This window comes from Thiomonas sp. DCM-2 (assembly GCF_056820905.1).
This window is the reverse complement of the sequence record NZ_CM165962.1, coordinates 1,918,230-1,940,332: the sequence shown is the minus strand read 5'-3', so window position 1 is coordinate 1,940,332 and position 22,103 is coordinate 1,918,230. Positions and strand designations below refer to the sequence as shown.

The following is a 22,103-nucleotide window of genomic DNA, read 5'->3' as shown; positions in this document are numbered from 1 at the left end:
ACGGCGCGGAGTCGGCCGCCTGGGGGCAATGGTATCGGCTGCGCGCGGCCAGTGATGTGCGCCCGTGTTTCAGCCCGCTGCGATGCGCTGGCGCAGCACGCGCTCGAAATGGGCCGGATCGTGCGGAGTCAGCAGATGGGCGTCGCGAGGCAGGTGAAAGTCAGCCAGACGCGAGGTCCAGAACCGCAGCGCCGCGGCGCGCAGGGCATCGGGCAGCAGGGCGCGCTCGGACGGCTGCAGCGGGCGCTCTGCCGTGTAGGCCTGCAGCAGGGCATCGTGGCGGGCAGAGTCGAACGCGCCGGTATCCGGGAGGATGCACCAGTCATTCAGCGCGACGGCGAGGTCGAACACCCAGGTGTCCACGCCGGCGAAGTAAAAGTCGAAAATGCCCGACAGGGTGTCACCGTCGAACAGCACGTTGTCGCGGAACAGATCGGCATGCACTGCACTGCGCGGCAGATTGGCATGCGCGGGCGACGCGGCGATGCGGGCCTGGTGATCCAGTTCCGCGGTGAGAAGTGCGCGCTGCTCCGCCGTGACATAGGGCAGGATGGCCGGGATGGTGCGGGCTTGCCAGTCCAGCCCGCGCAGGTTGGGTTGCGTGCCGGCATAGTCTTGCGCTGCCCGGTGCATGCGCGCCAGCCACTGTCCGACCTGAGCGCAATGCGCGGGCAGGGGTTGCAGCTGACTCTTGCCTTTCAGCCGGGTGACGAGTGCGGCCGGTTTGCCCTTGAGGGTGTGCAGCGTCTGGCCATTGCGGTCGGGCATCGGGTCGGGCACGGGAATGCCGTGGGCGGCCAGATGATGCATCAGACCAAGGTAGAACGGAAGTTGCTCTGCCTGCAGGCGCTCGAACAGGGTCAGCACAAAGCGCCCCCGAGTCGTGCTCAGAAAGTAGTTGGTGTTCTCGATCCCGCTGGCAATGCCTTGGAGTTCGGTGCGTGTGCCCAGGTCGAAACGGGCAAGCCAGGTATCGACCTCGGCGGCGTCGAGCGGAGTAAAGACGGCCATGAAAAATGGTGGGGAATGAAGGGGCGGCCCACATGCGCGGGCCCGGGAGTCATTTGAACGTCAGCACTTTCCACTGTGCCTGACCTTCCATGCGGGCCGGATCGGTGCTGGAGGACACGCTGGGCGGCACGACGTTGTAGGCCGCACCGCCGTGCAGCGGCTGTACATGGATGGATGTGGTGGCGCCGCGCACCTGCTGCTCCTGGATGCGCACGGAACGGTCTTGCGTCACGTTGTCGCGCACCACGGGCTCGGGGTATTTGGGCTTGGGCTGAGCGTCTGGCATTGCCGGTGCAGCGGGGGCGCCCGCCTGGTTTTGTGCGTGAGCCGTCTGCGCCAGACCCATGCTGACCAGCAGCAAGGGCATGCAGCGAGCAGCTAGGAAGAGAGCGATGCGCGATGTGTTCATGCGCCGATTTTACGGCGGCATCGATAATGCGCAGATGAATTCCCCACTGCAATCCGACGCGCACTCCACCTTGTTGCTGGTGGACGGCTCCAGCTATCTCTACCGCGCGTTTCACGCCATGCCCGATCTGCGCGGCCCGGAGGGCCAGCCCACTGGTGCGCTCTACGGCATGGTCGCCATGTTGCGGCGCCTGCGCGAGCAGTATCCGGTGGCCAAGGGCTATCGCTACGCGGCTTGTGTGTTCGACGCCAAGGGCCCCACCTTCCGCAATGCCCTGTACGACCAATACAAGGCGCACCGCCCGCCCATGCCGCCCGAGCTGGCGGCACAGATCGAGCCGATTCACGAGGTGGTGCGGCTGATGGGCTGGCCGCTGCTCGAGGTGCCGGGGGTCGAGGCCGACGACGTGATCGGCACTCTGGCGGTGCGGGCGCACGCTGCCGGCATTCGCACTTTGGTGTCCACCGGCGACAAGGACATGGCACAACTCGTCAACGACCACATCACCCTGGTCAACACCATGAGCAACGAGGTGCTCGATGTTGCCGGCGTGCTGGACAAGTTCGGCGTGCCACCCGAGCGCATCGTCGACTACCTGACCCTGGTCGGGGACGCCGTGGACAACGTGCCCGGCGTGCCCAAGGTCGGTCCCAAGACCGCGGTGAAATGGCTCACGCAGTATGGCTCGCTCGACGCCCTGATCGCGCATGCCGCCGAAGTGGGCGGCGCCGTGGGGCAGAACCTGCGTAACTCCCTGGACTGGCTGCCCAGGGCGCGCGAACTGGTGACCATCGCCACCGATTGTGATCTCGATGGCTACGCACAGGATTTCGACGCGGACCTGCGTCCCGCGCCCGAGGACACGCAGGCGCTGCTGCCCTTTTTCACCCGCTACGGCATGCGGCGGTTTGCGCAGGAAATGAAGGCGCAGGGCGCAGGGCAAGGCTCTTTGCTGGACGATCCGGCCGACCCGCCAACTCCAGCCGCATCCACTGCGAGCGCGCACCAGCCTGCCATGGCGGGGCGCTACGAGACCGTACTCACCTGGCCGCAGTTCGAGACCTGGCTTGCGCGCATCGACGCCGCCGCGCTGACCGCGCTCGATACCGAGACCGACTCGCTCGACCCGATGCAGGCCCGTCTGGTCGGGCTGTCGCTGAGCATCACCCCGGGCGAGGCGGCGTACCTGCCGCTGACGCACCTCTATCCCGGCGCGCCCGAGCAACTGCCGATTGATGCGGTGCTTGCCCGCCTCAAGCCGTGGCTGGAAAGTGCGGACAAACCCAAGCTCGGGCAGAACGCCAAATACGACCGGCATGTGCTGCAGAACGTCGGCATCATGGTGCGCGGCTACGCGCACGACACCCTGCTGCAAAGCTATGTGCTCGAAGCGCACAAGCCGCACGGCCTGGACAGCCTGGCGTCGCGCCATCTCGGGCGAAACGACACCCTGAGCTATGAGCAGGTCTGTGGCAAGGGTGCGAAGGCGATCACCTTCGACCAGGTGGCGCTGGACGTGGCCACGCGCTACAGCGGCGAGGACGCCGATCTCACGCTGCAGGTTCATCAGGCGCTGTGGCCGCGCATCCAGGCAGACACGGGGCTGGCGCGCATCTACGCGCTGGAACTACAGGTCAGCGAGGTGCTGCAGCGCATCGAGCGCACTGGCGTGCTGGTCGACGGCGATCTGCTGCGGCTGCAGAGCAGCGAGCTTGGCGCCAAGATGCAAGCCCTCGAAGCCCAGGCGTATGCGCTCGCCGGCGGGCCATTCAACCTCGGCAGCCCCAAGCAGATCGGCGACATCCTGTTCGACCGGCTGCAGCTTCCCGTCCAGAAAAAGACGGCCTCGGGTGCGCCGTCCACCGACGAGGAGGTGCTGGAAAAGCTGGCCGAGGACTATCCGCTGCCGCGCATCATCCTCGATCACCGCAGCCTGTCCAAACTGCGCAGCACCTACACCGAAAAGCTGCCGCAAATGATCAACCCAGCCACCGGGCGGGTGCACACCAACTACGCGCAGGCAGTGGCGGTCACGGGACGGCTGGCGTCCAACGATCCCAATCTGCAGAACATTCCGGTGCGCACCGCCGAGGGCCGGCGCATCCGCGAAGCATTCATCGCGCCCAAGGGCTGGCTCATCGCCTCGGCCGACTATTCGCAGATCGAGTTGCGCATCATGGCGCATATCTCGCAGGACGCCGGGCTGCTGGCCGCATTCGCCGCGGGCGAGGATATTCACCGCGCCACTGCGGCGGAGATTTTCGGCGTCACCCCGCTGGAGGTCAGCAGTGACCAGCGGCGCATGGCCAAGGTCATCAACTTCGGCCTGATCTACGGCATGAGCGCATTCGGCCTGGCGCGCAATCTGGGTCTGGAGCGCAGCGCCGCGCAGCTCTACATCGATCGCTACTTCGCCCGCTATCCCGGCGTGGCGGCTTACATGGAGCGCACCCGCGCCCAGGCCAGGGAACTCGGTTACGTCGAGACCGTGTTCGGCCGGCGACTGTGGCTGCCCGAAATCCACGCCAGCGGCCCGCGCCGCGCTGCCGCCGAGCGTGCCGCGATCAACGCGCCCATGCAGGGCACTGCGGCCGATCTCATCAAGATGGCGATGATTGCAGTCGATCAGGCGCTCACGCGCGACGGCCTGCAAAGCCGCGTGGTGATGCAGGTGCATGACGAACTGGTGCTCGAAGTGCCCGAGAACGAAACGCGCTGGGTGCGCGAACACATCCCGCGTCTGATGGCCGGTGTGGCCCAGCTCGACGTGCCGCTGCTGGCCGAACTGGGCATGGGGGCGAACTGGGAGCTGGCGCACTGAGGCACGCCGCCGCCGATCAGACGATGCGCACCTGCAGCGGCGCGAGGCCGTCGATCTCGCCGCGCAGGGTCTGGCCGCGCGTGATGGCGCCGACACCGTCGGGTGTGCCAGTGAAAATCAGATCGCCGGGTCGCAGGGTGAACAGGGTGGAGAGACGCGCGATGGTCTCGTCCACCGACCAGATCATCTGCTCCAGCATGCCGTGCTGGCGGACCACGCCATCGACCTGCAGGCGGATGGCGCCCGCGGTCAGTGGTGCGCCAGGCTGCTGTGGCGTGATCGGGCCGATCGGCGCGGACTGATCGAAGGCCTTGCCGATTTCCCACGGACGCCCCTGCGCCTTCATCTGCCCCTGGAGATCGCGCCGGGTCAGATCCAGCCCGACTGCGTAGCCGAAGATGTGCTCAGTCGCGCGTTGCACGGTGATGTCGCGACCCGCCTTGCCGATGGCCACGACCAGTTCGATTTCATGCTGCAGGTCTTGCGTGGCCGGCGGATAGGCGATGTCGCCCGTCTGCCCGGCGGGCACGGCAATGACCGCATCGGCATCACCCGGCTTGCAGAAAAAGAACGGCGGCTCGCGGTTCGGGTCGGAGCCCATCTCGCGCGCATGGGCAGCGTAATTGCGGCCCACGCAATAGACCCGGCGCACCGGAAAGGTCTGGTCGCTGTCCACAAGGGGCAAAAAGGCCAGGGCGTGAGGCGGAAAGACGGTCGACATGGCGCAACGGTCGTTTGGACAGTGAGGGACGGCAGTTTCAGTGTAGAGCGTGAACGGGTTCCAGCGATCCCTGCGTTGTGACAGACCGCGACGGGCGCGTTGCGATCACTTGATCTTCATCAGTGCGTCTGGATATGATTGACGAACGATAAACGTTATCATTTGCACATCAATCTGAAACACGGCGCGGCGCACAGACGCCAGCCGCGTGTTCAGAAATGGAGCAGTCCTCGTCGCCGGGTTGCGGCGCATCAACAGACCAAGATCATGAACATCGGTTCCGAAGTGGTTTCCCTGGCGCAGATTCACCACGGCCAATGCGCCCAGGTGGTGGACTTTGACGGCGGGCGCTCCATGGCGCAGCGTATGGTGATGCTCGGGATCCGCCGCGGCGTTGCGCTGTGCGTGGTGCATGGCCCAGGGGCACGCGGCACCGTGGTGCAGGTGGGCGGCGCGCGCATTGCGCTCGGCCGCGGGGTGACCGACAAGATCCGCGTGATGCCAATGAATGCCAGGGCGCCACAAGGACTGGCTGCATGAGTGCCTGCCACGACCCGGATGGCGCGCTTGCGCCAGACGCTGCGAATGGCCTGCCGGTGATTGCCCTGGCGGGCAATCCCAATTGCGGCAAGACCACCATTTTCAACCTGCTGACCGGCGCGCATCAGCATGTGGGCAACTGGCCCGGCGTCACGGTGGAGCAGCGCCGCGGCACGGCCAGTGCGGCGGGACGCAAGCTCTCGATCGTCGATCTGCCCGGCGTGTACAGCCTGCTTGGCGGCGGCGGCGCTGACCAGGGCGTGGCGCGCAACTTCCTGCTCGACGAGCGGGTCGATCTCATCGTCAATATCGTTGACGCGTCCAATCTCGAACGGCATCTGGCACTGACCTTCGAACTGCTCGAGACCGGCAGGCCGCTGATCCTCGCCCTCAATATGGTGGACGAGGCGCAGGCGCTCGGCCTGGAGCCACAGGTGCAGGCGCTGTCCGAGCAACTCGGCGTGCCGGTGGTGCCGTTGGTGGCGCGCAAGGGCCGAGGTCGCACGGAACTGCTCGATACCGTGTTGCAGGCCTTGAGGCAGCCGCCTCGCGGCGCGATTCCCACCTATGCCGCCGCAGTCGAGCAGGCGATCGACCGGGTTGGCGCGTCCCTCGCGGCAACATCGTTGGCCAAGCGCCGTTTCGAGGCGCTGCGCCTGCTCGAGGGGCTGGTGGTGTCTCCCATGCCCGCAGTGCAGGATGGTGTGCTTGCCGCACAGGCACAGGTGCTCGCGCAGACGGGGGAGGAGGTCGCCGATCTCGTCGCTGCCGCGCGCTTTGCCTGGGCGCATCGGCTCGCGGCCGTCGCCATGCAGCGTGGGGGCAAGATGGGGATGCGCCACCGGGTCACCGATGTGCTCGACCGCGTGGTGCTCAGCGAGTGGCTGGGGGTGCCGGTGTTTTTGCTGGTGCTGTATCTGGTGTTCGTGGTGAGCTTCAGCGGCGGCAACATCTTTCTGGATTTCTTCGACAAGGTATCGTCTGCGCTGCTGATCAGCGGCGTGGGGCATGTGATGCTGCAGGCCGGTCTGCCCGACTGGATGGTGTCGATGGTCGCCGGAGGCGTGGGGGGCGGGCTCAATCTGGTAATCTCCTTCATCCCCCCGATCGGCCTGACCTTTTTGTTTCTCGCGTTTCTCGACGACTCGGGCTACATGGCGCGCGCCGCCTACGCGATGGACCGCTTCATGCGCCGCCTCGGGCTGCCGGGCAATGCGCTGGTGCCCATGGTCATCGGCTTTGGCTGCAACGTGCCGGCGATCATGGGGTCGCGCATCATCGAAGACCCACGCGGCCGGCTGCTCACCGTGCTGATGCAGCCGTTCATGTCGTGCTCGGCGCGGCTGACCATCTACATGGCGTTTGCCGTGGTGTTTTTCCGCGAAAGCGGCGGGCAGGTGGTGTTCCTGCTGTATGTGCTGGGCATCGTGGTTGCGCTGCTGACCGCTTGGATGCTGGGCAAGACCGCGATCCGCGGCGAACCGATGCCCTTCGTCATGGAGCTGCCGCCATACCGCCTGCCCAGTGTGCGCAGCGTCGGGCTGCAGGCCTGGCAGCGGCTCAAGGTGTTCCTGTTCCGCGTGGGCAAGGTGATCGTGGCGATCGGCCTGGTGCTGTTCGTGCTGCCCGGCATCGGCTGGACTGACAAGGGACTGCACGCGACCGACATCGACCACTCCCTGCTGGCGCAGGGCAGCCGGGCGATTGCGCCGGTGTTCGCGCCGATGGGCATCAGCCGCGAGAACTGGCCCGCGGTGTCGGGGCTGCTGGCGGGCGCGGCGGCCAAGGAAATCGTGATCGGCACGCTCAACGGCATCTATCAGCGCCAGCAGGCGGGCGACTTGATGGCGCGCTATCGCGACCCGGATGTGCGCGCGCAGCTGTGGGAAGCGGCCAAGACCATTCCGCACAACGCCGCAGCGTTTTTCGGCAACCTGTTCGATCCGCTGGGCCTGCATCAACTGCAGTCCGCGCAGGATGCCGCGCAGGCCTCGGGCGCGAGCAACGAGACCCTGGCCGGACTGGCCGCCGCGTTCACCCCGCTGTCGGCGTTTGCCTACCTGGTGTTCGTGCTGCTGTATGTGCCGTGCGCCAGCACCATGGGCGCGCTGCGGCGCGAAGTCGGCTGGGGTTGGATGGCGTTTTCGGTGTTCTACGGCATCGGCATCGCCTGGGCTGCGGCCACCATCATCTACCAGGCCGGAACCTTTGCCGCGCATCCGCAGGCCTCGCTGCTGTGGATTGCCGGCTGTCTGGCTGCGTTTGCGCTGCTGGTCGTCGGCTTGCGCGTGTACGGCAGCCGCGCCGAGCGTCGCGTGGCAGCAGGCGGGCTGGAGAGTCTGGCATGAGCGCGACTGTTGCTGCGGTGAACCCGCTGTTCGCGGTGCGCGACTGCCTGCGGCAGCGGCAGCTGGCCAGCGCTGCGGAAATTGCCGCCTGCGTGCAGGTCCCTGTTGCGGTGGCGCAGGACATGCTCGCGCACTGGGTGCAGCGCGGGCTGATCGCGCGGCTGGATGCGCAAGGCGCCACGTGCAGCTCGGGTGCCTGCGCCCAGTGCGGTGCCTGCGGCAGCGGCCGCACTGCCGCCGTGGTGTACCAGTGGCGCGGGCCGCAACCGGCGGCGCAGCCCACGGTCAAGCGTCCGGTTTTGATGCTGCGCTCTGCCTGAAAACGCGCCGTAACGCAGGCACAGGGTTTTGCCGCGCAGTCTTACAGTGTTGGTTTTCCGTTCACAAGGAGAACCGTATGCACAGTCCCATGCTTTACCGGCGCCTTGGGCGCAGCGGCTTGCAGGTCAGTCTGTTTTCGCTTGGCTCGTGGGTCACCTTCCACAACCAGGTCGATGCCTCCGGGGTGCGCGAAATGATGGCGGCCGCACGCGACGGCGGCATCAATTTTTTCGACAACGCCGAGATCTATGCCAACGGCGAGAGCGAGCGGCTGATGGGCGAGGCGCTGGCGCAGCTGAAGTGGAACCGGCTCGACTATGTGGTGTCGAGCAAGTTTTTCTGGGGGATCGACGCAGGCACGGCAGACAAGCCGCGGATCAACGGCCGCAACACCCTCAACCGCAAGTATCTGATGCAGGCGGTCGATGGCAGCCTGCGGCGGCTCAGGCTCGAGTTCATCGACCTGGTCTTCTGCCACCGGCCCGACCCCAACACCCCGATCGAAGAAACCGTCTGGGCGATGCACGACATCATCGCGCAGGGCAAGGCGCTCTACTGGGGCACGAGCGAATGGAGTGCGGAGCAAATCCGCGCCGCCTGGGACATTGCCGACCGCCACCATCTGCACAAGCCGGTGATGGAGCAGCCGCAATATCACCTGTTCCATCGCAGGCGGGTCGAGCAGGAATATGCCCGTCTATGTGAGGACATCGGCCTGGGCTTGACCACATGGAGCCCGCTGGCTTCCGGCCTGTTGACCGGCAAGTATCGTCAGGGAGTGCCTGCGGGCAGTCGCGGCGCGATGCCGAATGTCAGCTTTTTGCGCGATGGCCTGCTGGATGCGCGGAAGAATGCCGCAGTCGGCGAGTTTGAAGCGATTGCACGGCAACTGGGCTGCAGCCCAGCGCAGCTCGCGCTGGCCTGGGTGGCACACAACCCGCAGGTGAGCACGGTGATCCTGGGCGCTTCGCGGCTGACGCAGTTGCAGGAAAATCTCGGCGCGCTCGATGTGCTGCCCCGGCTCACGCCCGACGTGCTTGCGCAGATGGACGCGATTTCCGCACCGCTGGCGGAATGATCGCCACCGTATCAGGCCGTTGGCGCGGTCTGGTGCTCCATCCAGCCCAGCCAGTGCAGCGCGTGATCCCGGCTCTCCCCGCACATCTCGGTGCTGGGCTGCAGCCCGCTGCAGCAGGCCGGGCGCTGCGGGCTGCCGAAAATGGCGCAGAGCAGGTCGGGCGTGAGCTGCACGCAGCGCACGCCTGCGGGCTTGCCCTGCGGCATGCCGGGAATCGGGCTGCTGATCGACGGCGCGATGCAGCAGGCCGCGCAGCCTGGGCGGCAGGCGTGGCCTGCATGCACACCCGCAGACATCAACCGAACAGTTTCTTGGCGATTTCCGCGACATGCTTGCCCTGGAAGCGGGCAATGTCGAGTTCGTTGGCGCTGGGCTGGCGGCTGCCGTCGCCCTTGCTCAGCGTGGTGGCGCCATACGGCGTGCCGCCGGTGATTTCGTCCATATTGGTCAGCCCGGCGCAGGCATAGGGCACGCCGACGACCACCATGCCGTGGTGGAACAGGGTGGTGTGAAACGAGGTGATCGTGGTCTCCTGCCCGCCGTGTTGCGTTCCGGTGCTGGCAAAGACGCTGCCGACCTTGCCGACCAGTTTGCCCTGCTGCCACAGCGACCCGGTCTGATCGAGGAAGTTGCGCATCTGGCCGCACATATTGCCAAAGCGCGTGGGCGTGCCGAACAGGATGGCGTCGTATTGCGCCAGGTCGTTGGGCCTGGCGATCGGCGCGGCCTGGTCGGTCTTGGCGTGGATCGCGGCGACGGTCTCGGGCGGCATGGTCTCGGGCACGCGCTTGATGTCCACGCTGCAGCCCTGCACGCCCCGTGCGCCTTCGGCAATCGCATGGGCCATGGTTTCAACGTGTCCCCAGGTGCTGTAGTACAAAACAAGAATCTTGGCCATATCGGGTCTCCAATCGAGGAATGAGTGCAAATATGCATGAATGCGATGTCCGCGTCGCATCGTGGTGCATTGTGGCCTGACCGCAGAGTGTTCTGCATTCTGCACGGACATGATCCGACGCCGGACAACAGGTATTCCAAAGTAACCATTCAAGCACCCCCATGACCGATCGACTGCCGCAGCATGTGCTGAAGACCCTGGCCCCCGAACGGCAGAGCGCCGATTCGCTGCCCGATGGGGCAGGTTTTGCACGCAACCTGCAAGATCTCCCCGCACAGGACGCCACCTGCCCGATGGATGCGCTGCTGCAGCTGCTTTCCAGCCCCTGGACCACCGCGATCCTGTGGACGCTGCAACGTGATGGGGCCTTGCGCTTTGGCGTGCTGCGCAAGCGCATTCCGGGCGTGTCGTCGCGACTGCTTACGGCGAGGTTGCGGCGTCTGATGGACGCCGGCATGGTGCAGCACATCCGCTGCGACGCCGCCCGTGCCGAGCGACGCTATGCGCTGACCCAGCGAGGCCATGAACTCGGCGCGCTGTTTTCCAGCCTGCATGCCGTGGTGCAGCGCTGGGCCATGGAAGATCGCGACCCGTCCGCGGGTTGATGTCAGCCCGTGCAGCGGCTGAGTCATTCATCAATCTTTCACAACGCGGAGGTACAAAGGGTGTCTCATCCGCCAGGCCACCGAAGGCGTGCTGATCGCGGAGCAGGGCGTGTTTCGTGGTTTGCTGCTGGTTGGTGACCTGCTGCGACTGGTGAGTGAATTCCAGATGCAGGCTGCGCGCCATGCGAATCCGCTCACCCTGTTGCCGGGCAATGTGCCGATCAATGAGCAGATCGACCGGCTGCTTGGTGCGGACGTGCCTTTCACTGCGGCCTATTGTGATCTCGATCATTTCAAGCCCTTCAACGACGTGTACGGCTACAGCATGGGGGATGAGGTCATCCGGCTTGTCGCTGAAATTCTCCGGTCGTCCATCAACTGCGCGGAGGACTTTGTCGGTCATATCGGTGGTGACGATTTCATGGTCTTGACCACCTGTGCAGATGCCTCGCAGCGCTTGCAACAGGTGCTCGATCGATTCGAGGCCGAGGTCCGGCGGTTTTTCGATGCAACTGCGCTGCAGGCGGGTGGCTACATGGCGGAAAACCGTCGCGGGGAATCTCAGTTCTTCAGTCTGCCCAGCCTGTCCATCGGCGTCTTGCCCGCCATGCCGCATCGCTTCGATTCACACCGCGACGTGTCTGCCGTGCTGGTCGAACTCAAGAAGGCAGCCAAGCAATTGCCCGGCAATTGCATGTTCGTCGACCGGCGGCACTATGACGACTTGCCGTCGCAGCCGGCTGCGCGCGTGGCCGGATAAGGCAGGCGGCATGACATCCGATCGGCAACGCACAGCGATTCCGGTTGTGGTCAATGCGGGTCTTGCAACCCTGTTTCTGCTGCTCAACGCCTGGCTGTGGATCCTGCTGCCTCTCTTGCTGCCCCTGCTGCCCGCGCTGGGGTGGAGCCTGCTTCCGGTGGTGCTGCTCACCACGAGTTACTGGTCCGTGCTGCACGAGGGCATCCATGCCGTGCTGCACCCGAACCGGCGGGTGAATGACGCGCTGTCGCGCTGGCTGGCCATTGGCTTTCCTGCGCCGTTTGCGGTGCTGCGCTTTGGCCACCTCAAGCACCATCAGTTCAACCGCACCGCAATCGATCGCAGCGAGGTCTACGACGCGGCGCAGCGCAGCCGTTGGCGTGCGGCGCTGGGGTATTACCCGCAGTTGCTGATCGGGCTGTACGCCAGCGAGGTGGCTGCGCTGCTGCTGGTCTGGCTGCCGCCCGGGCTGTTGTTGCGCCTGGCGCGCCGCCTGCCTGCGGAGCACGGCCTGCCTCCCCTGGCGCACAGCATCGACAGGCAATTGCTGCGTGCGGATGCACTGCGCGCAATCCGTGTGGACAGCGCTGCCTCGCTGACATTGATCGCGCTCGGCGTCTGGCTGTACGGGCCGCATGGATGGATGTTGCTCCTGGCCTTGCTGGGCCGCGGGATGTTGATTTCGTTGACCGACAACGCCTACCACTACGGCACCCCGCTGCATGCGCCAGGGAGCAATGTGCAGTTTGCGCTGAACTTGCGGCTGCCGCGTCTGGCCTCGGCGCTGATCCTGCATTTCAACTATCACTCGGTGCACCACCGCCAACCGGCGCTGCCCTGGTGTGCCTTGCCCGGCGCGGCGCAGGCCGACGAACTTTGCAACGCCCCCGGCTATGCCGCTGCGCTGCTGGCCCAGTTGCGCGGACCCATCGCGTCGCGCGATCTGCCTCAGCGTTCCTGATCGCCGCCGAACGCTTCGGCCAGAAAGTCGATCAGCGCCCGCACCGCGGGCAGCAGGCCGCGCCGCGAGGCAAACACCGCGTGGATGACTTCGGACCGCGGCGCCCAGCCCGGCAGCACATGCGTGAGCTGGCCCGAGGCGATCTGGGAGCGCACCATCATCATCGGCAGTTGCACCATGCCCACTCCAGCGCGCGCCGCCTCGCGCAGCGCCGGCATGCTGGTGGAGACCAGCCGGGGCTGATGGCGCACCGCGGCGTGCGCGCCGTCCGGGCCGTACAGGTCCCACACCTGCGGGCCGCCCAACTGCGCGCCCAGCGCCAGGCTGGGCAGCCCGGCCAGATCCGCCGGGGCGTGCGGCAGGCCAGTGCGGGCGAGCAGGGCAGGGCTGGCGACGAGGCACTGCTGCCGGTTGGCCAGAACACGCAGCGCCAGATCGCTGTCGTCCAGCGGCGTGGGGCGCACGCGCAGCGCCACGTCGATGCCTTCGGCCACCACGTCCACACGGCGGTTGGTGGCTTCGAGCTGCAGTTGCACCTGCGGGAAACGCAACAGGAAGGCTGCGATCATCGGCGCCACCTGCAGGTCCAGCAGGGCAATGGGGCAGGTCATGCGCACCGTGCCGCAGGGCTCGGCATGGGTGCGGGCGATGGCGTCCTGCGCTGCGTCGGCCTCCACCAGCATGGCCTTGCAGTGCGTGTAATACGTCTGGCCGATGTCGGTGACGACGAAGCTGCGGGTGGTGCGCTGGATGAGCCGCGCGCCGAGCTGTGCCTCGAGCAGCGCAATGCGGCGGCTGAGCCGCGACTTGGGCATGCCCAGCGCCCGGCCCGCCGGTGCAAAGCCGCCGTGATCGACCACCTGGACAAAGTAATACAGATCATTCAGATCGCGCATGGGCCGATTGTTCCATTGATGGAACGATGCAGGCAAGGATCGAGACTACCGAATGTGTCGTGCCAACCCTATTCTCGGGTCATCGAAGGGATCGCTTCGTGCAACAGGAGAGTGTCATGAAATCAATTCGCGGTGTGTACAGTGCGCCCCAGCAGCATTGGGTGGGCGACGGCTTCCCGGTGCGTTCACTGTTCAGCTACAACAGCCACGGTGCGCATCTCAGCCCGTTCTTGCTGCTCGACTATGCCGGCCCGGCGCAGTTCGCACCGTCTCACACCCCGCGCGGTGTGGGCGAGCACCCGCACCGCGGATTCGAGACCGTGACCATCGTCTATCAGGGCGAGGTGGAGCACCGCGACTCCACCGGCGCAGGCGGCAAGATCGGCCCGGGCGATGTGCAGTGGATGACGGCGGCGGGCGGCATCCTGCACGACGAATTCCACTCGCAGGCCTTCACCGAGCGCGGCGGCACGCTGGAGATGGTGCAACTCTGGGTCAACCTGCCCGCCAAGGACAAGATGTCGGCACCCGGTTACCAGACCCTGCTGAAGGCGGACATTCCGGATGTGGCCTTGCCGGAAGCGGCCGGGCGGGTGCGGGTGATTGCCGGTGCGTACGACGGGCACCGTGGCCCGGCACGCACCTTCACGCCCATGGACGTCTGGGACGTGCGGCTCAAGCAGGGCGCGCAGACCCGTTTCGACATCGCCGCCGGGCGCACGCTGGCGCTGGTGGTGCTGCATGGGGCGATTGTGGTGAATGGCGATGCCGCGGTGCGGCCGGGCCAGTTCGCCCAGCTCAGCCGCGAGGGGGTGGGGGTGCAGGTCGAGGCGCAGGAAGATGCCACCGTGCTGCTGCTGAGCGGCGAGCCGATCGACGAGCCCATCGTCGGTTATGGCCCGTTCGTGATGAACACGCGGGAGGAGATCGCGCAGGCGATGGCCGACTTCAACAGCGGCCGCTTCGGTCGGATTGCCGCGTGAACGCCTGACGCTACCGGGCGCTGCGGCGGCGTGTTGCGGTCGCAGGCGCTGCCCCTATACTGCGCAGCAAGCTTGTCGGAGCGCCGGGTGCAAGTCCCGGCTGAGACTGCGCAACGCAGAATCCGCTGAACCTGATCGGGCGAAGGTCTTGCACCTTGCTACCCGCGGAGGGAACCAGGCGCCGGTGCAACGGCAGGCATTCATCCATCTTCTGGAGGTTCCATGTCTGCACTGCCCGAATCCCGCTACAAGGTCGACGCCCCCGAGCTGACCGAGCGCATCACCCGCACCCCTTTCGCTGCGTCCAGCAAGATTTACGTGCAGGGCAGCCGTCCGGACATCCGCGTGCCCATGCGCGAGATCAAGCTGGCCGACACGCCGGCCGTGTTCGGCGTGGAAAAGAACGCACCGTTTGCGGTGTACGACACCTCCGGCCCCTACACCGATCCGCAAGTGCGCATCGACCTCGCACGCGGCCTGCCCGCGCTGCGCGCAGGGTGGATTGCCGAGCGCGGCGATACCGAGCGTCTGGCTGCGTTCAGCTCCGACACCACGCGCCGCCACAATGCCGATGCCGGACTGGCCGCCGTGCGCTTTCCCCATCTGCCGCTGCCGCGTCGCGCCAGGTCGGGCGCCAATGTCAGCCAGATGCACTATGCACGCAAGGGGATCATCACTCCCGAGATGGAGTTCATCGCCATCCGCGAAAACCAGCGGCTCGAACTGCTCACTGACGCAGGGCTGCTCAAGCAGCACCCCGGCCAGCACTTCGGCGCCAACATCCAGTCGCGCATCACTCCGGAGTTCGTGCGCGATGAAGTGGCACGCGGCCGCGCCATCATCCCCAACAACATCAACCACCCGGAAAGCGAGCCGATGATCATCGGCCGCAACTTCCTGGTCAAGATCAACGCCAACATCGGCAACTCCGCCACCACCTCCAGCATTGCCGAGGAGGTGGAGAAAATGGTCTGGTCCATCCGCTGGGGCGCGGACACGGTGATGGATCTGTCCACCGGCAAACACATTCACGAAACCCGCGAGTGGATTCTGCGCAACTCGCCCGTGCCCATCGGTACCGTGCCGATCTACCAGGCGCTGGAAAAGGTGGGCGGCGTGGCCGAAGACCTCACCTGGGAGCTGTTCCGCGACACCCTGATCGAGCAGGCCGAGCAGGGCGTGGACTACTTCACCATCCACGCCGGTGTGCGTCTGCCGTTCATCCCGATGAGCGCCAGGCGCGTGACCGGCATCGTCTCGCGCGGCGGCTCGATCATGGCCAAGTGGTGTCTGGCGCACCACAAGGAGAGCTTCCTGTACGAACACTTCGAGGACATCTGCGACATCATGAAGGCCTATGACGTGGCCTTCTCGCTGGGCGACGGCCTGCGCCCAGGCAGCATTGCCGATGCCAACGACGAAGCGCAGTTCGCCGAACTCGACACTCTGGGCGAACTCACGCAGATCGCCTGGAAGCACGACGTGCAGGTGATGATCGAAGGCCCCGGCCATGTGCCCATGCAGCTCATCAAGGAGAACATGGACCGCCAGCTGGAGAAGTGCGGCGAGGCGCCGTTCTACACCCTCGGCCCCCTGACCACCGACATCGCCCCTGGCTACGACCACATCACCAGCGCCATCGGCGCGGCGATGATCGGCTGGTACGGCACCGCGATGCTCTGCTATGTCACGCCCAAGGAGCACCTCGGCCTGCCGGACAAGCAGGATGTGCGCGACGGCATCGTCACCTACAAGATCGCCGCGCACGCCGCCGACCTGGCCAAGGGCCACCCGGGTGCGCAGGCGCGCGACAACGCACTGAGCAAGGCGCGCTTCGAGTTTCGCTGGGACGATCAGTTCAACCTCGGCCTCGACCCGGAAAAGGCCAAGGAATTCCACGACGAAACCCTGCCGAAGGACGCCTTCAAGACCGCGCACTTCTGCTCCATGTGCGGGCCCAAGTTCTGCTCGATGAAAATCACCCAGGAAGTGCGCGACTATGCTGCGCGGCAGGGGGTGGACGCAGAGCAGGCTGCAGCTGTGGGCATGGCGGAAATGTCCGCCGAGTTCCGCGCAGGCGGTGGCGAGGTGTATGTGCACGCCCCGCTGCCGGGCCGCACCCGGGCGGGCTTTTCCCCCTCCCAACCTCCCGCACCAAGTGGGGGAGGGGTCAACACACGAGGAGAGGTCACTCCTTCCCCACTCGTTGGGAGGGCTGGAGAGGGGACGGCCCCTGCAGCGGTCAACGACAAGGCCTGAGCCATGGCGAACCCCGCTGTCGGTTCTGTGGCGATTGCCGGTGCCGGGCTCGCCGGGCGCCTGCTGGCGTGGCGGCTGCTGCGTGCCGGCGTGCCGGTGACGCTGATCGATGCCCGCGCCCGCAGCGATCGCGATCATGCCGCCGGCGTGGCCGCCGCGATGCTGGCGCCCTACGCCGAACTGGTGGTCAGCGACGCCCATCTGTTCGGACTGGGTGAAGAGTCGCTGGCGCTGTGGCCGCGCTGGCTGGCCCAGATCAGGGAGCAGACTGGCGAGGCGGTGTATTTCCGCCACGAGGGCTCACTGGTGGTGGCGCATGCGCCGGACTATCCCGGCCTGGCGCACTATGCCGATCTGATCCGCTTTCGTCTGCCTGCAAGCAAGCGCGACGCGGTGCAGAACCTGGACGGCGAGGGCATCGCCGCGCTGGAGCCGGAATTTGCCGGGCGCTTCGCGCGCGGCCTGTGGCTGCCGCAGGAGGGCCAGCTCGACAACGATCAACTGCTCGGCGCCTTGCAGGACGCCATCCTGCAGGCCATGGCGCGGGTGGGCGGGCAGTGGCTGGAGCGCACGACGGTGCACAGCCTGAACACCCATGCCGTGCGCACCGCGGACGGCGTGGAACTGCGCGCCGATGCGGTGGTGGACTGCCGCGGCGTGGCTGCCGAGTGGCCCGGCATGCGCGGGGTGCGCGGCGAGGTGCTCACCGTGTCATGCCCGGCCGTGAGCCTGCGGCGCCCGGTGCGACTGATCCATCCGCGCTACATGCTCTACATCGTGCCGCGCAGCGGCGGGCGCTTCATCATCGGCGCGACCGAACTGGAGTCGAAGGACGCCGGGCCGATCACTGTGCGTTCCATGCTGGAACTCGCCAGCGCGCTCTACAGCGTGCATCCGGCATTCGGGGAGGGGCGCATCACCCGCGTGGCCACCAGCCTGCGTCCCGCGACCGACGATCATCAGCCGGTCTGGGCGCAGCGCGACGGCGTGTGGCATCTCAACGGCCTGTATCGGCATGGATTTCTCGTCGCGCCGGCCCTGGTGCAGCGCGCAGAGCGCGATCTTCTCGCGCTGCTGGCGCCAACGCGGGCCAGCGCTCAGGAGACGGTGCAATGACGGCTCGACACACCGACGCGGCGCCCATCGCGCTGCATCTCAATGGCGAGGCGCTGCAGACCGCAGGCACAACGCTGGCCGAACTGCTCGCCGAGCGCGGCTACGACACCACACGCGCCATGGCCTGCGCGGTGAATCAGCACTTCGTGCCCCGCGCGAACTGGGCAGATCACAGGCTGCAGCCGGGCGATGCCATCGAGGTGGTCAGCCCGGTGGTGGGAGGATGACATGCAATTGACCGACTCAACCAGGCAAGCGCCAGCGCCGGGACAAGCCGATGCGGTGTCCTCTGCCGGCTCCGCGCTGCTTGCCCAGCCCGACCTGCTGCAGGTTGGCGGCGCGAGTCTGAGCAGCCGCCTGTTTCTTGGCACGGCGCGCTATCCGGCGCCCAGTGTGCTGGCCGATGCGGTGCAGGCGGCGCAGGTGGAGGTGCTGACCGTGTCGCTGCGCCGTCTGGCGCCGGAAACCCAGTCCGGCCAGGCCTGGTGGCAGCGCATCCGCGCGCTGGGCCGCCATCTGCTGCCCAACACCGCAGGCTGTCATTCCGCCGCCGAAGCCATCACCCTTGCGCACATGGCGCGCGAGATTTTCGGCACCCACTGGATCAAGCTCGAAGTCATTGGCGACGACTACACCCTGCAGCCCGATCCCTGGGACACCGTGGCCGCCGCGCAAACCCTGGTGCGCGAGGGATTTGCCGTGTTCGCCTACACCACCGACGATCTGGTGACTGCGCTCAGGCTGCGCGATGCCGGCGTGGCCGCCATCATGCCCTGGGCCGCGCCGATCGGCACCGGCGCGGGCCCGCGCAACCTGCCGGCGCTGCGCACCTTGCGCGAGCGACTGCCGGGCAGTGTGCTGGTGGTCGATGCCGGCATCGGCGCGCCGCATCATGCTGCGCAGGTCATGGAACTCGGGTATGACGCTGTGCTGGTGAACACCGCAGTGGCCGAGGCGGGCGACCCGGTGGCGATGGCGCGGGCCTTCGCCCTTGGCGTCGAGGCCGGTCGCCTGGCCCATCGCGCCCTGCCGATGCGCACGCGCGACGTGGCGCAGGCGTCCACCCCGATGGTGGGCGTGCCTTTCTGGCATCAGACGGGAGCCTGAGCATGGAAAAAGGGCGTGTCGAGGCGTTCAGCGATGGCGTCTTTGCCATCATCATCACCATCATGTGTCTGACTTTGTGCCGAGGCTGTAGAACACCACGCTGTCCTTGAACGGCTGGCTGCGCAAGCCCTGGGCGAGACCGCTGTCCAGCCAGCCCTGCAGCCGCTGGCGCGACACCCAAACGGCAAAGGGTCTGCCCTCGGCGCGGATCTGCCGCACGGCGTTCTGGTCGACGCAGGTGGTCTGGCGCGGATCGTTGCTGCAGCCGAACCACAGGTCTTTGCTGGTGCTGTCGATGACAAACAAGTGCCGCGTGCCATAGAGCAGCAGCGAGGCGTCGTGGTCCTCGAAGGTCTGCCAGGAAAACCACACGGTCTGTACCGGAAGGATCTGCCGCATGACCGCGGCGACGTGTTTTTGCGAGATATCGGGTGTTTTGGCCACGGCGAGCTGCGCAGCGAAATCCACCATGATCACCGCGCTGAGGCTGAATACCGCAAGCCCCAATGCCAGTTTGCGCAGCAGCAGCAAGGTGCCACCGAGAAAGGCCACCAGAGCAACCCCGATGACCAGAGTCGGCAACCAGCTGAATTGCGCCCGCGGCAGGCCCGAGCGCAGCAATTCGGCATGCAGCGGCGGTGTCAAGGTCAACGCCCAAAGACCAAGCGCTGCCAGGCCGAACAGCAGGGCCCCCACTCCCAGGCGGCGTCGCAGTGCGGCATCGCCTTCATCTGGCCGAAGGGCGGCCTGCAGCCGCACACCCAGCCACCAGGCCACCAGCGGCACGACGGGCAGGAGGTAATACGCCCCCTTGTCGCCCGCAGAGGAGAAGAACACGGTCAGCGTGATGGCCGCATTGCGCGCCCAGCGTGCGGACACCGAGGCGGCATCGTTGCCGCTCAGCCGGGGCGCGAACCAGGCCAGCACGGCGAGCAGCGGCACCCATTGAAAAAAGCCGATCAGCAGATTGGGCGCGTAGTACCACCAGGGGCCATGATGAAAGTCATCCGGAATGCGGGTGCCCAGAAACCGGCCGATGGTTTCGTTGACAAAAAAGAACCAGCCGAATCCGGGCAGGATGTCGAGCGCGGCCAGATGCCAGGGCGCGGCGATCAGCAAAAAGAGTGCGATCGCCCAGGGGTCGAGGTAGAACCTCAGCAGTTCATGTCGCGTCCCTGTTCCAGGGGCAACCACGAGTTGCACCACGGCCACCAGACCGAGCAGCAACAGCGCTTCCGGGCCTTTGGTCAGGGTGGAAAGCGCCACTGCAACTGCGGCGGCGCGCAGCCAGGCACGCTGGCGCCGCTCCACCGCGAGCACCAGCAGGGCCAGCGCGGACAGCCAGAAAAACACCATCAGCGGATCGAACAGGATGTTGCGCGCGATCAGCACATAGCCCAGCGCGGTGCCGGTGACCAGCGCGGCAAAGCGCCCGGCTAGCGGCGCGGCCACAGCCCGGCCAAAGGCGATGCAGCCGAGCACCGTCAGCCACGCGGCCAGGGTGTCAGGCAGCCGCGCCTGCCAGGCGCCCACGTCGAAGAGCTTGAAACTCAGCGCCATCAGCCAGTACAGCAGCGGCGGCTTTTCAATGTAGGGCACTCCGTTCAGATGGGGAATGATCCATGAGCCGCCATGCGCCATGGCCAGGGCAATGTCGGCGTAGAGCGCTTCATTGGTATCGCGGATGGGCGCGGCGCCGAGGTTCCAGAACAGGCTGATCGCGGCAATCACCAGCACGACGCCATCGAGCGCAAGCGCCGCATGCCACTTTGTCTGTGCATCCGGCGCGGCTTGCCTCGGCCCGAGTGCAGGCGCGGCCGACGGTAACGCAGCGGACTGCAGGCAGGAGGAAACCGGGGGTGTGCTGACGGACATGTGCGGCGTGAGGCGGGCTGTGAGCGGCTGACAGGAGGGTGGCACCCATGTGCCACGGCTCTATTTTCGCTGAAGCACGCGCACGCAGAAATGAAGGGGACATGTCGATTTCGTCATGTCCGGGGCGGAATGAAAGAGAGCGCTGCGCGGTGCAGCATCGTTTCAATCGCCGCCGCGATCGTCCTCCTCATGATGCCGATCCCAGTGACCGCGATGGCGCCGCTCATCGCGGTATTGCGGCACGGGGGCGTAATAGGGCGGCGCAACGTCATAGCCTGGCGCCGGGACGTATTGCACCGGGGGCGCCACATAAACCGGCTGCGGCGCCACGGGATAGGCGTTGCCGACATTGGCGATCAGTCCGGGCACGCCGATTGCCAGAGACCACAGCGGGGAGTTGTCCGCATGGGCGGCAGGAAGGGCTGCGGCGCTGGAGAGGGCAAGGGCCGTGAGGGTTTTTGCAAGGAATTGGCGCATGGGCATTGGGTTGGGAAAGGTCGACATGATCGAGATGTGTGCGAAGTGGTCACGGAGTCGTGTGATGGGCAGTTGGCTGGCCCCAGAAAAAACCTTGTCCCCAATGCACGCCGATGTCGCGCAGCCACTGGAGTGCCGTGTGGCTTTCCACGCCCTCGGCAATGGTGATGAGGTCCAGCTCGTTGGCCAGGCGCAGCAGGTGGCGCAGCACCAGCGCGCCCTTGGCTGAGGACAGGCCCGACTGCACCAGAGTTCGGTCCAGCTTGAGGTATCGAATGGGCAGGGCCAGCAGGTAGGGGAAGGCGCTGTGATTGCTGCCGAAATCATCCAGTGCCAGCTCGAAGCCAAGATCCAGCAAGGGCTGCAGGTTCTCGCGCAGCCGAGCCGGATCGGCGTCGAGATTACGCTCGGTGATTTCCAGCACCCAGGGTGTCTGGGTGGCCTCGGTGCCGCCCCAGGCCTGCAACCAGTGCAGGTGCTGCTGCGCGAGCTTGTCCATGCAGGCCGGCTGCGCCAGAAACGCGCTGGAGCAGTTCAGAAACAACTTTCCCGGCATGGCGGCCAGCGGCCCGGGCTTCGACGCTGCCGCCATGGCTTGCGCCGTGATGACCGCGTCGATGCGCGGCTCGATGCCCAGACTGGCGGCCGTGCCGATGAAGGCCTCTGCCGCCACCACCCGGCCCTGCGGGGTCAGCAGGCGCGCCAGGGCCTCCTGGCCCATGGCCTGCAGATCGTCCAGACGCAGGATGGGCTGATAGGCCGCGCACAACCGCTGCTCCTGCAGGGCCTGCCGCAGTTGGGCGCGTGGAAAGGCGTCGCTGCTGCGGTCGCACAGGCGCTCTCGCGCCCAGAGGGGCTGGACGCGTGCGTCCGCGGCAGGCACGACCGCAGGCAGGGCGAACTCGGGCGCGCCCATC

Annotated in this window: 22 protein-coding genes, 1 pseudogene and 1 riboswitch; of the genes and pseudogenes, 14 read left to right on the top strand and 9 right to left on the bottom strand. The window is 66.5% G+C overall.

Translation table 11 applies throughout. From position 1 onward, the window contains the following. Window positions 1-69 precede the first annotated feature (69 nt). Window positions 70-1,011 carry a homoserine kinase gene (locus AC1ZQA_RS09290; RefSeq protein ID WP_482676690.1) on the bottom strand — a complete coding sequence of 314 codons (942 nt, stop codon included), beginning with the start codon at window positions 1,009-1,011 and terminating at the stop codon, window positions 70-72. A 49-nt stretch (window positions 1,012-1,060) separates the two neighbouring features. Further along, window positions 1,061-1,378, bottom strand: a complete 318-nt coding sequence (locus AC1ZQA_RS09285) for a hypothetical protein (RefSeq protein WP_482676689.1) — start codon at window positions 1,376-1,378, stop codon at window positions 1,061-1,063. A gap of 76 nt (window positions 1,379-1,454) precedes the next feature. Between AC1ZQA_RS09285 and polA the strand changes: the two genes are divergently transcribed. Next, a complete protein-coding gene (gene polA, locus AC1ZQA_RS09280) occupies window positions 1,455-4,241 on the top strand; it encodes a DNA polymerase I (protein ID WP_482676688.1) in 2,787 nt (928 codons plus the stop codon). A 16-nt stretch (window positions 4,242-4,257) separates the two neighbouring features. Here the strand turns inward: polA and AC1ZQA_RS09275 are convergent, their stop codons facing one another. Next, window positions 4,258-4,962 (bottom strand): fumarylacetoacetate hydrolase family protein, encoded by a 705-nt coding sequence (locus AC1ZQA_RS09275; RefSeq protein ID WP_482676687.1) that lies wholly within the window; start codon window positions 4,960-4,962, stop codon window positions 4,258-4,260. Between the two features lie 267 nt (window positions 4,963-5,229). Between AC1ZQA_RS09275 and AC1ZQA_RS09270 the strand changes: the two genes are divergently transcribed. The 4 genes from AC1ZQA_RS09270 (at window position 5,230) to AC1ZQA_RS09255 (ending at window position 9,249) form a co-directional block, all read left to right on the top strand. Beyond that, the gene (locus tag AC1ZQA_RS09270; RefSeq protein ID WP_482676686.1) at window positions 5,230-5,502 is read left to right on the top strand and encodes a FeoA family protein; all 273 of its coding nucleotides are present in this window, start codon (window positions 5,230-5,232) and stop codon (window positions 5,500-5,502) included. Next, a complete protein-coding gene (feoB, locus tag AC1ZQA_RS09265; protein WP_482676685.1) occupies window positions 5,499-7,850 on the top strand; it encodes a Fe(2+) transporter permease subunit FeoB in 2,352 nt (783 codons plus the stop codon). The genes AC1ZQA_RS09270 and feoB overlap by 4 nt, the downstream gene beginning before the upstream one ends. Continuing rightward, window positions 7,847-8,170 carry a FeoC-like transcriptional regulator gene (locus AC1ZQA_RS09260; RefSeq protein ID WP_482676684.1) on the top strand — a complete coding sequence of 108 codons (324 nt, stop codon included), beginning with the start codon at window positions 7,847-7,849 and terminating at the stop codon, window positions 8,168-8,170. The genes feoB and AC1ZQA_RS09260 overlap by 4 nt, the downstream gene beginning before the upstream one ends. Window positions 8,171-8,259: 89 nt before the next feature. Continuing rightward, window positions 8,260-9,249, top strand: coding sequence for a potassium channel beta subunit family protein (locus AC1ZQA_RS09255; RefSeq protein WP_482679308.1), 990 nt, complete (start codon window positions 8,260-8,262; stop codon window positions 9,247-9,249). Window positions 9,250-9,260: 11 nt separating this feature from the next. Here AC1ZQA_RS09255 and AC1ZQA_RS09250 read toward each other — a convergent pair whose 3' ends face one another. Next, entirely contained in the window at window positions 9,261-9,545 is a 285-nt protein-coding gene (locus AC1ZQA_RS09250; RefSeq protein ID WP_482676683.1) for a YkgJ family cysteine cluster protein, read from the bottom strand. Continuing rightward, on the bottom strand, window positions 9,545-10,147 hold the full coding sequence (wrbA, locus tag AC1ZQA_RS09245; RefSeq protein ID WP_482676682.1) for an NAD(P)H:quinone oxidoreductase: 603 nt from the start codon (window positions 10,145-10,147) through the stop codon (window positions 9,545-9,547). Before wrbA ends, AC1ZQA_RS09250 begins: the two co-directional genes overlap by 1 nt. Before the next feature lie 161 nt (window positions 10,148-10,308). Between wrbA and AC1ZQA_RS09240 the strand changes: the two genes are divergently transcribed. The 3 genes from AC1ZQA_RS09240 to AC1ZQA_RS09230 all read left to right on the top strand — a co-directional run bounded on the left by AC1ZQA_RS09240 (window position 10,309) and on the right by AC1ZQA_RS09230 (window position 12,473). Next, complete coding sequence (locus AC1ZQA_RS09240; RefSeq protein WP_482676681.1) at window positions 10,309-10,752, top strand: winged helix-turn-helix transcriptional regulator; 444 nt, start codon at window positions 10,309-10,311, stop codon at window positions 10,750-10,752. Between the two features lie 88 nt (window positions 10,753-10,840). Then, window positions 10,841-11,512: a GGDEF domain-containing protein gene (locus AC1ZQA_RS09235; RefSeq protein ID WP_482676680.1), complete on the top strand. Its 672-nt coding sequence runs from the start codon at window positions 10,841-10,843 to the stop codon at window positions 11,510-11,512. A 10-nt stretch (window positions 11,513-11,522) separates the two neighbouring features. Beyond that, window positions 11,523-12,473, top strand: coding sequence for a fatty acid desaturase family protein (locus tag AC1ZQA_RS09230; RefSeq protein ID WP_482676679.1), 951 nt, complete (start codon window positions 11,523-11,525; stop codon window positions 12,471-12,473). Here the strand turns inward: AC1ZQA_RS09230 and AC1ZQA_RS09225 are convergent. After that, window positions 12,461-13,369 carry a LysR family transcriptional regulator gene (locus tag AC1ZQA_RS09225; RefSeq protein ID WP_482676678.1) on the bottom strand — a complete coding sequence of 303 codons (909 nt, stop codon included), beginning with the start codon at window positions 13,367-13,369 and terminating at the stop codon, window positions 12,461-12,463. The genes AC1ZQA_RS09230 and AC1ZQA_RS09225 overlap by 13 nt on opposite strands. Window positions 13,370-13,485: 116 nt before the next feature. On the opposite strand from AC1ZQA_RS09225, the gene AC1ZQA_RS09220 reads away from it, so the two are divergent. From AC1ZQA_RS09220 to AC1ZQA_RS09195, 6 genes and pseudogenes are all read left to right on the top strand, one after another. Next, on the top strand, window positions 13,486-14,352 hold the full coding sequence (locus AC1ZQA_RS09220; protein ID WP_482676677.1) for a pirin family protein: 867 nt from the start codon (window positions 13,486-13,488) through the stop codon (window positions 14,350-14,352). Between the two features lie 66 nt (window positions 14,353-14,418). Further along, window positions 14,419-14,542: riboswitch (TPP riboswitch) on the top strand. Window positions 14,543-14,574: 32 nt separating this feature from the next. Further along, complete coding sequence (gene thiC, locus AC1ZQA_RS09215) at window positions 14,575-16,611, top strand: phosphomethylpyrimidine synthase ThiC (RefSeq protein ID WP_482676676.1); 2,037 nt, start codon at window positions 14,575-14,577, stop codon at window positions 16,609-16,611. A gap of 3 nt (window positions 16,612-16,614) precedes the next feature. Beyond that, on the top strand, window positions 16,615-17,727 hold the full coding sequence (gene thiO / locus AC1ZQA_RS09210) for a glycine oxidase ThiO (protein WP_482676675.1): 1,113 nt from the start codon (window positions 16,615-16,617) through the stop codon (window positions 17,725-17,727). Then, window positions 17,724-17,954, top strand: coding sequence for a sulfur carrier protein ThiS (gene thiS, locus AC1ZQA_RS09205; protein ID WP_482676674.1), 231 nt, complete (start codon window positions 17,724-17,726; stop codon window positions 17,952-17,954). Before thiO ends, thiS begins: the two co-directional genes overlap by 4 nt. A 1-nt stretch (window position 17,955) precedes the next feature. Beyond that, window positions 17,956-18,834: a thiazole synthase gene (locus tag AC1ZQA_RS09200; RefSeq protein WP_482676673.1), complete on the top strand. Its 879-nt coding sequence runs from the start codon at window positions 17,956-17,958 to the stop codon at window positions 18,832-18,834. 2 nt (window positions 18,835-18,836) lie between these two features. Then, window positions 18,837-18,911, top strand: a pseudogene (locus tag AC1ZQA_RS09195) (TMEM175 family protein); the annotation flags it as partial. Here AC1ZQA_RS09195 and AC1ZQA_RS09190 read toward each other — a convergent pair. From AC1ZQA_RS09190 to AC1ZQA_RS09180, 3 genes are all read right to left on the bottom strand, one after another. Continuing rightward, complete coding sequence (locus tag AC1ZQA_RS09190; protein ID WP_482676672.1) at window positions 18,895-20,709, bottom strand: ArnT family glycosyltransferase; 1,815 nt, start codon at window positions 20,707-20,709, stop codon at window positions 18,895-18,897. The pseudogene AC1ZQA_RS09195 and the gene AC1ZQA_RS09190 overlap by 17 nt on opposite strands. A 162-nt stretch (window positions 20,710-20,871) precedes the next feature. After that, complete coding sequence (locus AC1ZQA_RS09185; protein WP_482676671.1) at window positions 20,872-21,186, bottom strand: hypothetical protein; 315 nt, start codon at window positions 21,184-21,186, stop codon at window positions 20,872-20,874. Between the two features lie 49 nt (window positions 21,187-21,235). Beyond that, window positions 21,236-22,102, bottom strand: a complete 867-nt coding sequence (locus tag AC1ZQA_RS09180) for an EAL domain-containing protein (protein ID WP_482676670.1) — start codon at window positions 22,100-22,102, stop codon at window positions 21,236-21,238. Window position 22,103: the final 1 nt, after the last annotated feature.